The 16,675-nt window shown below is 66.7% G+C and carries 6 protein-coding genes; 3 read left to right on the top strand and 3 right to left on the bottom strand.

The window, feature by feature from the left end; all coding sequences use genetic code 11:
• Positions 1-404: 404 nt before the first annotated feature.
• The 3 genes from VARPA_RS02700 to VARPA_RS02690 are packed head-to-tail and all read right to left on the bottom strand — an operon-like array spanning position 405 to position 9,817.
• The gene (locus tag VARPA_RS02700; RefSeq protein WP_013539008.1) at positions 405-5,882 is read right to left on the bottom strand and encodes a filamentous hemagglutinin N-terminal domain-containing protein; all 5,478 of its coding nucleotides are present in this window, start codon (positions 5,880-5,882) and stop codon (positions 405-407) included.
• 2 nt (positions 5,883-5,884) lie between these two features.
• Entirely contained in the window at positions 5,885-7,663 is a 1,779-nt protein-coding gene (locus VARPA_RS02695) for a ShlB/FhaC/HecB family hemolysin secretion/activation protein (RefSeq protein ID WP_049794492.1), read from the bottom strand.
• Between the two features lie 15 nt (positions 7,664-7,678).
• On the bottom strand, positions 7,679-9,817 hold the full coding sequence (locus tag VARPA_RS02690; RefSeq protein WP_013539006.1) for a CHAT domain-containing protein: 2,139 nt from the start codon (positions 9,815-9,817) through the stop codon (positions 7,679-7,681).
• 316 nt (positions 9,818-10,133) lie between these two features.
• Here VARPA_RS02690 and VARPA_RS02685 point away from each other — a divergent pair, with 316 nt between their 5' ends.
• The 3 genes from VARPA_RS02685 to VARPA_RS30405 all read left to right on the top strand — a co-directional run bounded on the left by VARPA_RS02685 (position 10,134) and on the right by VARPA_RS30405 (position 16,671).
• The gene (locus tag VARPA_RS02685) at positions 10,134-12,968 is read left to right on the top strand and encodes a type VI secretion system Vgr family protein (RefSeq protein WP_013539005.1); all 2,835 of its coding nucleotides are present in this window, start codon (positions 10,134-10,136) and stop codon (positions 12,966-12,968) included.
• Positions 12,965-15,016 carry a phospholipase D-like domain-containing protein gene (locus VARPA_RS02680; RefSeq protein WP_013539004.1) on the top strand — a complete coding sequence of 684 codons (2,052 nt, stop codon included), beginning with the start codon at positions 12,965-12,967 and terminating at the stop codon, positions 15,014-15,016. Before VARPA_RS02685 ends, VARPA_RS02680 begins: the two co-directional genes overlap by 4 nt.
• A gap of 92 nt (positions 15,017-15,108) precedes the next feature.
• Positions 15,109-16,671 carry a DUF6396 domain-containing protein gene (locus tag VARPA_RS30405; protein ID WP_013539003.1) on the top strand — a complete coding sequence of 521 codons (1,563 nt, stop codon included), beginning with the start codon at positions 15,109-15,111 and terminating at the stop codon, positions 16,669-16,671.
• The last annotated feature ends 4 nt before the right edge of the window (positions 16,672-16,675 follow it).

The raw sequence follows: 16,675 nt of genomic DNA, 5'->3' as shown, positions 1-16,675 counted from the left end.
GGCTTCGACAAGCTCAGCCAGAACGGTTGTTGGGCAATTCGAACAATGCAGTGGCCATCCGCCCATGACACCGCTCGCCCTGAGCTCGTCGAACGGCTGTTCGCGGTCAGCGCAAGGCTTCGACAAGCTCAGCCAGAACGGTTGTTGGGCAATTCGAACAATGCAGTGGCCATCCGCCCATGACACCGCTCGCCCTGAGCTTGTCGAAGGGCTGTTCGCGGTCAGCGCAAGGCTTCGACAAGCTCAGCCAGAACGGTTGTTGGGCAATTCGAACAATGCAGTGGCCATCCGCCCATGACACCGCTCGCCCTGAGCTTGTCGAAGGGCTGTTCGCGGTGGGCGCGCGGCTTCGACAAGCTCAGCCCGAACGGCTCTTGTGGATTGAAAAGGCGCGAACGCCGCCGTCAGAAATCGGCGCAGCCGTTGCGCTTTTCGGTGTCCACGCAACTCGAAAGATTCGGCCGCGACCGCACGCGCGACCATTCGCGCGCCAGCACATCGCCGCCTTGCGATGCGCGATCGCCTTCGAGCGCACCGGTCGCAAAGCAGATCGGCGGCGGGCCGACGTTGCGGTCGTAGAGCCAGGTGGAAGGCACTTCGCGCAGCACGTCGGGCTTGGGGAAGTCGGGCAACCGGAGCACGACTGAAGGCGGCGGCGCCTCCGTCACCGTCAGGTCGCCCGGCCGCACGTTGACCGCATAGCCCGCGGCGGAAGCGAAGCTGCCATTGATCGCATAGAGGCCCGGCGGGCTGTCCGGCGTTGCCGACGTGCCGGGTGCGCCGCTGAAGCTCGAGGCCGTGTCGCCCAGGATCAGTCCGGCGACGGTGTACGTGAAGGGCGGATTGGCCTGGCCCGCGGGGCGGGTCGCATTGCCGATCACCACCGTGGCCACGGGTTGCTGCGCGTAGATGAAGTGGTTGTCGCCCGGCGACACGGTGACGGTGCACAACCCCAGGTATGCGCAGTGGTACAGGTTGGGCAGCGGGCCCGAGCCGAACAGGCCGCCGCGCGTTTCGCCGCCCCAGGTGTCGGCCCACACGCGCCACGGCGCGCCGGTGATCGTGTAGGCGCCCAGGTTCTGGAAGCGCGAGGCGGCCACGAGATCGGTGCCTCTCGTGCTGCTGACGTTGGTGCCCAGCAGCAGGTCGCCGGAGAGCGTGCGCACGAACACGGTGTCGGCCGCCATCGAGGTGGCCGACTGCACCTGCGGCGCGTTGCTCGCGGCATCGAAACCCGTGACGGACACCGACCCCAGCTGCACCGTGTCGACGTCGACATAACGGAAGGCGCCGGCCGCGCCGCCGCCCACCGTGGCGGCGCTGACGTTGTTCGGCGCCATGTCGAGCAGCACGCTGCCGCCGGTGGAGCGCGCCATCAGCGTGCCGGCGGTGATGGGCGCGCCCGCGGCCTGCGTGATGTTGCCGGCGCTGAGCAGCCCGAGCCGCGTCGCCGCGATGGCACCGCCGAGCTGGATGTTGCCGCCGCCACCGTTCTGCAGCGTGAGTGCGGACGGCAGGGTCAGCGGCCCCACGACATCGATGTTCGCGGCATGCGCGTTGCTCCCCGCCACGATGGTGGGGGCCGTGAGGCGCCCGAACTCGGCGGCCGAGACCGCGAAGCCCGTGGCGGCCGTGCCGCCGAGGGTGATCGGCGTGCCCGTCTGGTCCACGCCGTTGCCCGCGGCATCGACACCGCCCGGCCGCAGGTTGATCACATTGGCGGCGCTGACTTTGCCGTCGATCACCAGCGCATCGGTGCTGCCGTCGTTGCCGGCCCGCAGCACGGTGTTGCCGCCGGCGGACACGATGACGTCCGCCAGGACGGGCGGGACCGCGCCGCCCAGCGCCGCCTGCGGGCCGACCCGCACGCCGGCGCCGTTGCCCACGGACTGGCCGCTCAGTTCGATGTCGCCGGTGCCGCTGGTCACGACCTGCGCGCCGGTGGTCAATCGCACGCCGTCCCCGACGGTGGGGCCGCCGGCCTGGCGCAGCCCGCGCACCGTGATGTCGCCGTCGACGGAGCGCAGCGCCGACTGGTCGATGATCACGCCGTGCCCCGGCGTCGTGCCGGCGCTGGTGACGCTGTTGCCCACGCCCAGCACGGTGATGTTGCCCGTGGTGCTCGTGATCTCGGTCTGCCGGTTCGGGATGCCGGTCGCGACGAAGCGCGAGCCCAGGCGCACGCCCGATGCGCCTTCGGCTGTTCCGGTGATGTTCACGTTGCCGGTCGAGGTCGAGATGTGCACGCCGTCCACGGCGACGGCGGCGTCGCCGATGCCGCCCAGCCCGATGCTCTTGCCGACGATCGTGACCGAGCCGCCCGCGCCCGCGTCGCTGCGGCCCACGCGGGTGTCGATCTCGTTGCCGTCCAGGTTCACGCTCACGCTCTGGTTGCTGGGGTTGGCCCAACTGCCGTTCATCACGACGTTGCCGCCGTTGGTGTAGATGTCGCCGCTGTAGCTGATCTGCCCGCCTCCAGTGGCCGTGCCGCCGTTGTTGACGTCGGCGTTGAACACCACGTTCAGCGCGCCGCCCCCGGTGGACTGGATCACCGTGCCCGCGTCGCCGCGCACGCTGCGGTTGGCATCGAGCTGGAAGGTCACCGGCCCCTTGTTGGTGCTGTAGTTGATGTTGACCGCGCCCTTCGCGTTCGACATGTGGATGTCGCCGAGCAAAGGCGAGCCGGTGCTGCCGGTGCCGATCGTTACGCTGGTGCCCGCATTGAGCGCGGCATTGATGTCGCCGTCCTGGATGGTCGAGGCGGCGATCGGATCGAACGGGTTGCCGGTCAGGGAGCCGGTGGCGACGCCGCTCACGATGTCGACGTCGAACGGATCGATCAGCCACGAGCCCGCGTTGCCCACCGGCGCCGAGGCGTCGGCGCGAATGCCGGCCAGGTCGAACTGCGCGGCCGAGGTCTCGATGAAGCCGCCGTTGCCGCCCTCCGCGCCGCCGCGCGCCGAGAGGTTGCCGTAGGCGCGCAGGCTGTCGCCCGCGACCACCTTCACGCTGCCGCCGTTGCCCGAGCCGGTGGCGTTGGCTTCCAGGCTGGCGTTGGCGCCCACGGCGATCACGCCAGTGGCGGCGATGTCGATGCTGCCGCCGCCGGTGGCGCCGCTCGCATCCAGGCGCCCGACGAGCGGTACGTCGCCGAACTGCTCCGCGCCGTCGATGACGATGTTGCGGCCCCGCACCGAGATGTTGCCGCCCTTGCCGGTCTCGCTCATGACCGACAGCAGCGCGGGCTGGGGTGGGGCCGCTAGCGCGCCCGGCTCTGGTGCCGCGGCGAGCGCGAAGGAGCCCGAGCCGAAGGTCTCCATGCGCAGCGACACGTCGGTGCCCTGCCCGTCGATGGCGATGGTGCCGCCCGAGGTGCGCAGCGGATTCGGCAGCGCTTCGTTGGCCCGCACGACGACGCCGTAGACCTGGCCGAACGGGGTCACCACGATGTTGCCGCTGTCGTCGAGCGTCGAGGTGAAGCTCTGGTTGCCGGCGCGTCCGTTCACGTCGATGCGCTGTCCCTCGCCCGCCGTGACGCTGCCGTAGATCGAGACACCCTGGCTGCTGCCGGCAAAGTCGTTCTGTGCCGCAAACGCCTTGCTGGTGCGAAACCCGTCGAGGTCGGCGCCGGTGCCGTCGATGCGCACGTTGCGATCGCTCGCGACCGAGGCGGCGTCGATAAGCACAGCGGTGCTCGAACCCGCGCCAGCGGCGGGCATGGTGTCGTTCCATGCGGCGCCGCGCCCGGTGATCGCGATGTCACCCGTGGCGACGACCTTGGCGCCGTCCTGCGCCGCCACGCCGCTCGCGCCGAAGCCCGCGACACCGTCGAGCGAGACACCGCCGGTGCCGGCCTGCACGGCGCTGTCGTTCGTCACGACCACGCCGCCGCTTCCCACATAGAAGCCGCCGGTGCCCGATGGGTCGGAGACCCAGCTTCGGCCCTGGCCGCGCATCGAGACCTGGCCGCTGCCGCTGGTGGTGACGGAGCTTGCGTTCAGGTAGACGCCGTCGCGCCACGAATCGGCGGGCTCGTCGGTGTGCGAGGCCGACCCGCCGATGGCGCGGCCGTTGGCCGCGTCGCTCTGGCCGAAGAAGCGCACCGAGCCGCCGTTGGCGTTGATGGTGGCGCCGCTCAGGCGAATCGAGCCTGCGTAGTCGAGTTCGGTGACCGGCCCTGAGCCGGAGTTGATCACTGCCGCGTTCTCCGCGACGCGGCCGGTCGAGTCGGCGTTGAAGTCGACGTGCAGCGCGCCGGTGCGGGCATCGATGGCCGAGCCCGTGGCCATCACGATGCTGCCGGCCGAATCGACCCTGAGCGTGGCGGTGCCGCCTTCGGACTTGATGACCTTGGCATCCGCGGCGAAGCGCACGCCCGCGTTGTCGCCGATGCTGCTGCTGGAGAGCGTCACATCGGTGCCGCGGCCGAGCGTGCCGCCGATGCCTTCCGCGCTCACGTTGGTGATCGACAACGGCGGGTAGATGCTGTCGTAGGCCGGAATGTCGGCGGCCGAAACGACGTTGAGGTCGGATGCGGCGGTCACTGTCCACTTTCCGTTGGCGCCGCCTTGCGTGCCGCCGCCGGCATCCACCTTCGCCGGGTTGATGCGCAGGAAATCGCCCGAGGTCGTGATCGCACCGCCCGCGCCGGTGCCGGCGCCCCGCGCGCTCAGTTCGCCGAACACCTGCGCATGCGATTCGCGCTCGGGCGCGGTGAGCCCGTCCACCAGGACCTGGCCCGTTGCCGTGCCCACGTCGATGGTGCCGCCCGCGCCCTGGCCGGTGGCATTGGCGCGCAGCACCGATCCCGACGACAGGGCCACGTCGTAACCGCGCACCGCGACCGTGCCGCCGCCGGCCAGCCCGCTGGCATCGACCACCGCCTGCTGGCCTTTGTCGTTGGCCTGCAGCTGCACCTGCCCCGCCGCGATGCGGATGCTGCCGCCGCGCTCGTTGGCCGTGTCGCCGGTGGCGTCGAGCGTGCCGCCGGTCATCGCGACCTGGTTGTCTCGCCCGCCGCCCAGGATGATTTCGCCGTTGCGCGTGCCGATGCTGCGCGCGCGCACCGTGCCGGTCTGGTTGACCACCAGCTCGCCCGCGGTGACCGAACTTCCGACGAGCGCCACGCGCCCGCCATCGGCCTGGATCGTGCCGCCGTTGCTGACGGCCGCATGGGTGGCCATGGCGTCGGGCGCGATCACGAGGTTGGTGAGCCCGTCGCCCACGAGATCGAGCGTGATCCTGCGGCCCGAGGCCAGCGCGACGGTGCCGTTGTCCGCGGTGATGGTGCCGGTGCTGCCGTTGCCGACCGCCGCACCCATCAACACCACCGGCCCGCCGCCGGTGGCCGTGATGCTGCCGAGGTTGCGCACCTCGGCCGAGTTGAGATCGGCGCGCTCGAAGGTGAGCTTGGTGGCGCCGTCCATGAAGCTCTTGTCGCTGGTCGTCAGCGCCAGCGTGGAGGCGATGAGGCCGCCCACGTTCACCGTCGCGCCCTGGCTGAACATCACGCCGTTGGGGTTGACCAATATGACGCGCCCGTTGGCGTTGAGCGTGCCCGCGATGGTCGAGAGCTCGTTGCCGGTGACGCGGTTGAGCAGCACGCTGCTGGCGCTCTGCTGCACGATGTTGACGGTGCCGCCCGCACCGATCGAGAACGTCTGCCAACTGGCGATGCCGCGCGCGAGCGGCTGGTTGATGCTCATCACGGCGCCGGTCTGGCTCATCGTGACGCCGCCCGCGATGGGAAGAAAGCCCGTGGGCAGCACCTGCGCGATGGCCGGCGAAAGGCCGGCGCACAGGAGCGAGATCGCCAGGGGCCGCAGTTGCAGGCCGCGATGGTGGCGGGGCCGTTGGCGGGAAGGATTGCTGCGTTGCTTCATGGTCAGAACGCCTTGATGAGCTGCACGTAGAGGCGCGGATTGCGCCCACCGCCGTCGGTCTGCGCCGGCGGCGTGCCGGCGCGCCAGGCGAGCGTGGCGTTGATCGAGAAATTGCCCGGCCGCGACCAGCTCACGCCCACGCCGTAGCCGCGCAGGCTGTGGCTGTTGGCGCCGTCGAAGACCGTGGGGTTGCGCACGATCTTTCCGCGTGCGGCGTCGTAGAACAGGAAGGGCGTGAGCTCTTCGTTGAACGACCAGCGCCACTCGGCAGTGCCGATCACGCCCTGGTCCACCAGCAGTTCGCCCGAGGGATACGCACGCACCGCGCGCGCGCCGCCGAGCGCGAGCTTTTCGGAGCCGTCGAGGTTCTTGCTCGCCCACTGGCCGCCGACCGAGAGGTACAGCGAATGGCGCGGCACGATGGCCTGCAGCCGCGAGAGCTGGAAGGTCATCTTGGTGAAGCCGCCTTCGGTGTTGTGGCCGCCGAGGCTCTGGTCGGCCAGCCGGCTCTCGGGATCGCGGATCGACAGGTTGCCGTGATAGAGCGTGCCGGTGCTCGCCCAGTAGCCGCCGCCGAGCACCTCGTCGCGGCGCTCCCAGGTCCAGCCCATGCTGAGGCCGTGCACGCGCTTGCGCGAAGTGGTGTTGGCGATGCCGACCTCGTCGGTCAGGTCCTTGATGTCGGCGCCCAGGCGCAGGAACAGGTTCTGCTGGCGCTGGCGGATCAGCGGGTAGTTGAGCGAGAAGTCCAGCACGTTGGCGCGGCCGCGCGCCTCGTAGTCCGCGAACTGGCCGCCGAGTTCGTAGTTGACGCGCGCGAGGCCCACGCCCGCACGCAGCCCGCTGGTGCCGATGGGCGCTTCGTACGCGATGCGGCCGAACTGCAGGTCGTTGCTGTCGGACACCATCAGGCGCATGTCGAGGTTGTCGCCGATGCCGAAGGGGCTGAGCCAGCGCGCGGTGCCGCCGACGCGGTAGCGCCCCGATTCCTTGGTGCCGTGGTTGTCGGCCTCGGCCGTGAAGGCCCAGCGCGGTGCGGCGGCCACTTCGACCGACAGGTCGGTGGTGCCGGGCGACGTGCCTTCCTGCAGGCCCGACGACACCTTCACGCCCGGTTGGTCGGACAAGAGCAGCATCGCGCGCTCGTAGCCCTGCGCGCTGACCGCTTCGCCCGGCTGCAGCGGCGCGAGGAAGCCGCGCACGCGCGCCTCGCTGAGCGGCGCATCGGGCGCGACGACCACGTCGACCTTGCCCAGGCGCCCTTCGATCACGCTGATCTCGACGATGCCGTCGCGCACCGTCTGCACCGGCACGATGGCCTGCGCGAGGAAGTAGCCGCGCTCCTTGTAGCGCGCGGTGATCGCCTGCGCGAGCCCTTCGAGATCGCCCAGCGTGACGTCGCGGCCGATGTAGGGCGCGGTGATCGACTGCAGCTCTGCGTTGGTCAGCGCCTTCACGCCGTTCAGTCGCAGATCGTTGAGCTTGAACGTCGTGCCGGCGGGGCGCGGCGGTGCGGGCAGGCTTTGCGGCGCGACGGTGCCGGTCGCTTGCGCGAGCGGGCGGTCGCAGGTGCCGCACGGGTCCTTTGTCGGGAGCAGTTCCGTGCTGTCGCCGGCATCGTTGGCCGGTGCGGCTTGTTGCTCAGCCTGCGCGTGTTCCTCGGCATGCGCGCGGTCCGCCGCCATGAAGAGGACGGCCGACACCAGGGCGCCGGTGGCCCAGGCGATGGGGCGCAGTGCGCTGCGTGGAGCGAGGGCGGTGGAGCGGTTGCTGCTGTTCATGGCGTTGCGCATGGATCAGCTCCCGACGGTGAGGCGCCAGTTGCCGATCAGGTTGAACGGCGCCCAGAAGAAGGGATGAGACATCTTGGGGTCCTTCAGCACGGCGAGTTGTCCGGCCTGCATGGCCTTCTGCAGGTCGCGGCCCTTGGAGAGTTCGCCGTAAAGCGTGCCCATGAGTACCGCGGTCGCGTCGTCCGACACGGGCCACAGCGAGGCGATCAGGCTGGAGCTGCCGGCCGAGAGGAACGAACGCGTGAAGCCCAGCACCTCGTCGCCCTGCGCGATGCGACCGAGCCCCGATTCGCAGGCCGAGAGCGTGACCAATGCAGTGCCGTCCATCGGCATGCCCAGGATCTCGTGCGCTTCGAGGAAGTTCTGCTTTCCGCCTTCGTTGGCCAGGAGAATGCGCGAGTACAGCGGATCGACCGCATCGGCCTCGGCGTGCGCGGCCACGTGCATCAGCGGCGAGCGCGCGGCCACGTCGCGGAACTGCGTCTTGGTGGCGGCCGCGCCCATGAACACGGTGTTGCGCGGGAAGAGCTGCGCGAGTTGCTTCACCTCGGTCTCGGCGCCGGGCAGGTCGTACTTGTCCTCGATGCGCGGATTGCCGAAGGCGGTGAGCGATGCGTTCACGCGCGGCGTGCGCTGCGCGAGCTGCACCGCGATGCTCATCGACGGCGCGACCGACACCGGGTGCGTCTCGATGATGTAGCGGCCGTCCAGCCGCAGCGCCTGGAACGGCAGGTAGTGCAGCGGGCCGTGCGGCACGATGACGAGGCGCTGCCCCGGTGCGAGGCCGAGCGGCCCGAGCAGCGCGGCGCCGAGCTTGTCGGCGTTGGTAATGGCGGTGCGGCGTCCGCGCACGATGGAGTTGCGGAAGGTCTCGACCAGCTCGTTGAGCTCCTCGCGCTTGACGGCCACCGTCTTCTCTTGAATCGCGCTCGGGCTCACGACCCACACCACGAGGCGGTCGGGCAGCGAGTGGAACTGCACCACGCGCTCGTCGGCGGCCAGCGTGCGCTGCAGCGTGGCGAGGTCGACCGTGTTGGAAGCCTGCTCGCTGACCTTCGCGCGCCCGCGTACCGCGTCGAGCAGCGCACGCGAGCGGCTGTGCTCGCTGACCTCGAAGGCCGCGCGCGCATCGCCCGCATCGCTGTACACCGACACGCCGCGCTCGAACACCGACTGCAGGTCGGAGAACAGGCCCATCTTGAATTCTTCGCTGCGGAACTTGGCGCGCACCTTGTCCACGCCGCCCAGCGCCTGGCCCACGGCCTCGGCCGCGGCCTGTTTCTGGCCCAGCGCGATCTCGCTGCGCGCCACGCCGTCCCAGGCCCAGAGGCGGTAGTACTCGGTATCGGCCCCGACCTGCCGCGCGGTGAGCGCGCGGTACATGTCGCGCGCCTCGGCCGGCTTGTTCTCGGCCAGCAGCAGGCGGGCGCGCGTGCGGTCGAGCTGCGCGGTGAGCGGTGCGTCCTTGGGCGGCGGCATGGTGCCGAGCACTTCGCGCGCCCGGACGGCATCACCCGATTCGATGAGCGCGTTGACCAGCGAGGCCTGCACCAGCGGCGCATAGCGCGGCGAGCTGTTGGCGAGCGCTTCGTCGTAGCTGAGCACCGCTCCCGAGAAATCGCCGCGGCGCGTGCGCACGTCGCCGATCACCTTCTGCACCGGGCCGACCACCAGCTTTGGATCGCGCGCCGGATGCTTGAGCGCCTCGCGTGCGAACTCCTCGGCTTTTTCGAGCTGGCCCGAGTAGCTGTAGACGATCGCCAGGTCGCGATTGGCCATCGCCATGAGGTTCGGATCGCGCGTGGCGTTGGCCAGGTGCAGCGCCTTGCTCGCGGCGCGGATGCTCTGACGGAATTCGCCCGCCTCCGCCAATGCGACGGCCTGGCTGCAGTACTGGTAGCCCGAGAGCTTGACCGCGTCCTGCCCGTAGAGCACGGCGCCTTCGCTGGTCAGTGCCAGCAAGGTGTCGGTGTCGGCGAGCCGGGCCTGCTCGGCCTTGCTGGCTGCCGCTTCGGCATTCGGCTGCGCCGAGACCGGGGGGCCGAAGCCCAGCAGAAGAATGCCGGCCAGGCCGAGCGCGCCTGCGATTCCCGCACGACAACGTGCAGGGCGCTCCCATCCCCATCTTGAAAACCACGCCATTGGACCCCCGCACGCGGCCGGTGCACCTGCCGCCGGTGTTGCAGCAGATGCTCGACGCCGCGGAAGTGCGCGCCGTTCAGGCCTCGTGGGGAAAGTCTAGGAGGGGGTACCTTTCGCGGCTATTCGCAATACGGTCTAGCGCTAAAGGACTACGGGCCATTGGTGTCTGTTTTCAGGTACTTGCCGAGTCCGTCACACATTGCGCGGCGAATCTGGAGGCAGGTGCTGGTTTCATGGATGGGTGACGATTGTTCGCAATGTGAGCGGATGCGCGCTCGCAAACTGCGCGATCTCTTTTCCGTCATGAAAGATCGCGATGCAGCGCACGCTCTCGATTCAGTCTCCTGCAATTCCTGTCCTGCTCGGACAGCCGACGCTGGAAGCGGTTCGGCTGTCAGGAAACGAAGGGATCAACAGCTTGTTCGCGTACGAACTGCTCTTGAAGACGCCCGATGCACTGAACCTTGGCGCCAGCGGAGCGATGGACTTCGATCTCGACCTCTTCATCGGTCGCGAGATCACCTGCTTGATCCAGCTCGACGGCGCGGGGCAGTTTGTTCCCAGCGTTGCCGGACAAGCCCTCGACCACATCGGCGCAGGCGTGCGCCAGATCAACGCGCTGATCACCGACGTGGAAGTCTGGGGCGAAGAGGGGCGCCATGTGCAATACAAGCTCACGCTGCGTCCCTGGCTGCACCTGGCCACCCTCACCACCGACTGCAGGATCTATCAGAACAAGACCGTGGTCCAGATCCTGGACGAGCTTCTTGCCAGCTACGACTTTCCCGTGGACAAGCGCCTGATCGAGACCTACCCGACGCGGGATTACCAGGTTCAGTTCAACGAGAGCGACTTTGAATTCTTCGAGCGCCTGACGCAATCCTGGGGAATCAGCTACTTCTTCCAGCACAGCGAGGGCAAGCACCGCCTGGTTCTCATCGACAACATGGGGGCCTACCGGAAGAACGACAGCGCTGCATACCAGAAGGTCGAGTACCACGCGCCGGGCTGGAAGGTCGATGCCGAATACGTCAGCAGCTTCGTTCCGCATCACCACCTGACCAGCGGCAGGTACGCCAGCCGCGAGTACGACTACATGCGCCCCAGGGCCGACCTGAGCCAGGGCCGCAAGGAACCGAGAGCGACGGGCCAGGCCGATGGCGAGGTGTACCAATGGCATGAAGGCAGCGCGGCCGGCAGCCACTACGCGCAGCCCAGGGCCGGCAGTGCCGAGGCGAACGATCCCCACGGCGAAGGCCACCGGTTGGCGCTCTTGCGCATGGAGGCGCTGCGCACCCACGGCGCCAGGGCGCGGGCCAGCGGCAATTTGCGCGGCATGGTGCCCGGCTGCTCCTTTCAATTGACCAAGCACCCGCGCCAGAAAGCCAATGCCGAATACCTGCTCCTGGACACCCGCTTCCTGATCGAAGACGTCGCGCAGGACAGCCAGATCGGCGATGCGGCTCCCGGTCGCAAGCAGCAATGGAAAGTGGAGGTCGACTTCACCGCGCACCCGATGGCCGAGCCCTTGCGCCCGGTGCCCACACGACCCAAGCCGCTCACGCACGGCCCCCAGACCGCGCGGGTGGTCGGCCCTCCTGGCCAGAACATCTGGACCGACAAGTGGGGCCGCATCAAGGTGCAGTTTCCCTGGGACCGCATCGGAAACGAGGACCAGCACAGCTCCTGCTGGATACGCGTGAACCTGCACGGCGCGGGCAACCAGCAGGGCAGCATCCATGTCCCGCGCATCGGCCAGGAAGTCATCGTCGACTTTGTCGGCGGGGACCCGGACCTGCCGATCTGCACGGGGCGGGTGTACAACCAGGCGAACGAGCCGCCGTGGGCATTGCCCCACCACAGTGCGCTGTCGGGCTACAGGAGCCGGGAGCTGACCGACAACGGGGGCAACAGCTCGGCGGGGCGCAGCAACCACATCGCGATGGACGACACGAAGGGCAAGATCCAGGTCCAGATCAAGAGCGATCACCAGCACAGCCAGCTGAGCCTGGGGCACATCACGCGCATCGAGGACAACGCGGGGCGAAAAGACCATCGAGGCCAAGGCTTGGAACTGCGCACCGATGGTCATGGCGCCATTCGTGCCGCCCAGGGTCTGTTGATCACCACCGAGGGACGAGCCAACGCCAGGGCTCACATCACGGACATGGACGAAACAGCGGCGCGGCTGACAGCGGCCCACGAGCAGCACGAAGGGTTGTCCGGCGCTGCGCTACAGACTGAGGCGCATTCCACGGGCGATCAGGACGAAGTTATTCAATCGATCAAGGCACAGAACGACGCGATCAAGAGCACCGCCGCCGCAGGCAAAGACCGCTTCCCCGAATTAGCCGACCCGCATCTCGTATTGGCGAGCCCCGCAGGCATCGAAACCACCACGTCGCAGTCGACCCATATTGCCAGCGCCGAGCACAACGCGCTGACCAGCGGAGGGCACACCAGCGTCTCCGCAGCCAAGAGCTTTCTGGTCAGCGCCAAGCAGGCGGTTCGACTCTTTGCTTACCAAGCAGGGCTGAGACTGTTCGCATTCGGCGGCAACATCGACATCAAGGCGCTCAAGGAAAGCATCAACATCCTGGCCAAGCTCGATATCGTCCAGGTCGCCAACAGGATCACGATCACCGCCAAGGAGGAACTCGTGCTCAACGGTGGCGGAAGCACCATTCGCCTGAATGCTGCGGGCATCGAAGATGCCACCTCTGGAAAGCATGTGGAGCACGCCGCCGTGCACAGCATGGTCGGGCCGAAGAACGCACCGCCCCGGTCGGTGAGCGGCATGTCGAGCCTGGACCTCAAGAAAAAAGGGGCGCTCAGCTTTGTGCTGCTTTCGCACGCACAGGACGGCCGGCCGCTCGGCTTCGAGCCCTACACCTTGTACAGGGACGGCGCGAATGTGGCCGACGGCGTCACCGACGCCGATGGGCAAGTACTCATTGAAGACCATCAGAGCGACACAACCTCCTACAAGGTCCGGCTCGCCAATGGCAACGAATACGAATTGCCCGTCAAGGCACAGCTGAAATCCAACGACGACAGGCTTGCAGCCTCCGGCTATCGCGCGGCTCACAGCGACACGAAGAACCGGATGCAGCACTACCTGCGGCACCGTGACGACGAAGGAAATTCATGAGCGACCTGCGACCAACGAACGACACGCAACACAGATCGACCGTCCCCTTATGCGCGGCCACAGGCGCCGCCACCGGCAGCGCGCAATGGTTTCTCGAGAAGAGGGGCGAAGACGAGAAAACACCGGTTTTTCATCACAACAATTTGCGCCTCTATATATGCGGCGAGGAGACCTTCAAGCAGATCGCGACGGACATCCGAAGAGCACAGCACAGCATCGACCTCGTCTGCTGGGGCTTCGATCCCGCGATGGAGCTCACTCGCGAGACGGCCGACCAATGGCCGAGGGGTGACACCTGGGGCGATTTGCTGCTGGGCGCTGCGCAGGGCAAGTTCAACAACGGAAAGCCGGTCAATGTGCGTCTTCTGGTGTGGTACGACTTCATCGGCAGCGCCGCCGTGAACAACATGCCGGGGTACAAGACCGAGTCTCTCTATGAACGCAGCAAACCGGGTTTGCTGTTTCCTCCATCTCCTTCCGAGCGTGATCGGCGGGAGATATTCAATTCGCATTGGTACAGGGATGTCGTGGCAGGAAAGCAGAACGCCCTGTCGCTGCGTACGCGCGGCGGCGTTCACGACGATGTGATGACCAGTCTGAGGAGCGAAGCGAGCATGAATGGCCTGGGCCGAATCGAGCGCCTGGGCTTCGAATACCTGGCCACTCATCATCAGAAAACCATCGTCATCGACTATGAAGGCGACAAACCCTGCGGCTATGTGCTCGGCCTCAATTCGGTCACCGACTACTGGGATACCACGGCTCACAAGTTCGACGATCCCAGGCGTGGCAAGAGCTGGGAAGGTGCAAACGACGCGGAGCCCGGCCTCAAGCCGTATCAGGACTACGGCTGCCGTGTCGAGGGACAGGTGCTGGCGGCGGTGTGCAAGAACTTCACCGAGGCGTGGAACAAGGCCGAAGGCAACGGCAAAGGCGCGGGCAGCAATGTGAGCCGAGAATTCAATCTCAAGGCCACGCCTGCAAACTTGACCAGGAACCTGGTCGCTCCGCATCAGAGCGCGCAAATCCTGCGCACCTTGCCCGCCACCGATGGCAGCGAAAAGTCCATCCACCGCCTCTACAACCATGCGATCAGCTTCGCACGCCACTACCTGTATGTAGAGAACCAGTACTTTCAACATGCGGCTTGGGTCAAGGAACTGAAGCGCTTGCGTGGGGAGTACTTGGCGGGTTTCCAGAAAGGCAAACTGGGCATGGCTGACGTGCCCAAGCTGCACGTGATGGTCCTGACGCCCACGCCAGAGCGCAAGCAGATGGTGCCGCGCACCCACGACACCGTGACAGAGCTGGGGCATGGTTCGTCCATGCCCAATCAGACAAAGTTGGTGGAGGAGGAAATCGCGCGCTACGACGCCGTACAAGAGGCCCGCAGGCGCAGTCGGGATCCGCTCATGATCCCTCCGCCCCAACCGCTGTCCAGCATCGCCCAAGCCTACAAGGACGCGGGCGGCGGCAAGGACGACGAGATGGCGCGCAAAGCGCTCGAGGGCCAGTTCGCCATGCGCTCGCTGGTGGCGAGCCTGTGGACCTTCGATACGAACTGGCAAACCACCCAGAGAGATAGGCTGGCCAAACTCGACGGATGGAAGAAGTCAGCGAACTACGACCCGAACTCCCCCGGCTACGCCGGGGGCATCAACTACATCAAGGATCTGGAGAACCAGTTGCTCAAGGCGCGTTATCGCGAGATCTACATCCACAGCAAGCTGATGGTCATCGACGACAGCATGTTCACGCTGGGCAGCGCGAATTTGAACTTGCGCAGCTTTGCGGTGGACAGCGAGATCAATATCGCGAGCGACGATCCGGTCACTGCCAAGAATCTGCGCGAACGGGTGTGGGGGCAGCACACCGACGGGAAGTTCGCGGGCGGGGTGGCGACGGATCAGACGGTGATGGCAGAAACGTTTAAAAACTGGCGCAGAGAGGCCTACAAGAATTTCAAGAAGAAGGCCCTTGGCGAAGCTCCGTCTTGTTTCTTGGTCGCGTTCCACGACGACCGCGCCAGCAGCATCCGCCTGGGTTGATCGCCATGAAGCCATCTCGTCTTTGCGACATCTCCCATTCAAGCGCAGCACTAGCCACGCTACTAGTTCTCTTCACCCTGACTGCCTGTGCAATGAACGATCTGCCCCGCAACATGAACCTGAAGACCTTCAACCCGCATCGGGCCGACTTCGCCTGCGTGCACGAGGCAGCGAAGCTGCCGCCGATTGCGGTCGAAGTGGAAATGCTGTTCCAGCAGGGCATGGCTGTGACCAACAACGAACTCTGGCCCAACCAGCGCGACTACAAGAAGGCGGCGCAGCTCTGGGAGAAAGCTGCGGCCATGGGGCATTGGAAGGCCGCGATGAATCTCGCGGGCTTGCATGAGCGCGGCCTGGGGGTGCAGCGCGACACCGAACGAGCGGTGTTGATCGTCGAAGGATTGATGAAGCAGGGCGTGCCCGGTGCCTTCGACAAGATGGGCACTTACCACCAGAGCGGCATCGGGGTCAAATCGGACATTGACCGGGCCTACGGGTTCTGGCAACTCGCAGCGGACATGGGCAATCCTGCGGCGCAGACATACATCGGCGACAAGCTGGATGCCGCTTATGACGATGCACAGATGGGCATCTGGGGCAACCGAAAGGTGGGCCTCAAGATGCTGGAATGCGCGTTTGCGCAAGGGGATGGAGAGGCTGCCTACAGGCTGGGGCAAACCCTGGATATCGACAAGAACTACACCCGCGCGCTCGTTGTTCTGCATGAAGGGGCAAAGTTCGGCAGTGCAGACGCCGCCAACTATCTGTCTTCTTCCTTTACCCAAGTTGATCCCCTCTCGGGCAATCAAATCGACCGCGCCCGTTCTGAGCGCTATAGCCTTCTGGGCGACGCCCTCGAACTCAACCCCGACCTGCGCTTCCCCAATCTCGACAAGGTTCTGCCCCTGCCGCCTGCTTCACTGCCCTTCTGGGACGGCAAACGCGAAACACTGATCGATGCGGCCAAAGCGGTCATCGTCAAGCAGCCAACACCGGCCACGCCGGGCGCGAACCGTACCGGTCGTACCCACATCCCTCAGGGCTATGTGTTGACCGGCAACATCGCGCCACCGCCCGACGAAAACGCCTACGACAACCACGGCAGGCCTTGGAGCCTCAAGGCCAGGCAGCACGCCCACTTCACCGGCTACTGGCTGCCTCAGATCGATGTGATCCGGGGTGACTGGCAAGCCAACTGGAACGCGGCACAGGTGCCGTGGAAATTCAACCGCGGCGAGCCGCTACCCAATCTGGCGGAACAGGTTCCACCCGGCTATGGCGCGGTGTCCTGGCACTACAAGGGACTGCCGGTGCAGCAGGCTGCATCGAGCCATCCATACGTGGCACAGGGCATTGCGCGATATGTGCCGGGACCTGAAGCGCCCCGCAGTTGCAGTGGAACCGTTCCTTGTCCGCAGACCGGCATCTGGTCTGCGGGCCTGAAGAAGGAGCACGCGCACCATGCGGTATTCCACGAGCCATGGCGGCAGGCCTACATCGAAGAAGGCCAGCCCTTCCCGGTACCAACCACACTGCACGAAGCGGGAGGAATCACCGTGGCCGCCAGGGATATCCGGTGGCATTGGATCGGTGATGCCAATCGAGCGGATACCTCAGGCCATGTGCATGTGACGCTGACCACAATCGACAGTTAGCGCC

It is taken from the genome of Variovorax paradoxus EPS (assembly GCF_000184745.1).
GTDB classification, from domain to species: domain Bacteria; phylum Pseudomonadota; class Gammaproteobacteria; order Burkholderiales; family Burkholderiaceae_C; genus Variovorax; species Variovorax paradoxus_C.
The sequence above is the reverse complement of the archived record's forward strand: the minus strand, read 5'-3'. Positions and strand labels throughout refer to the sequence as shown.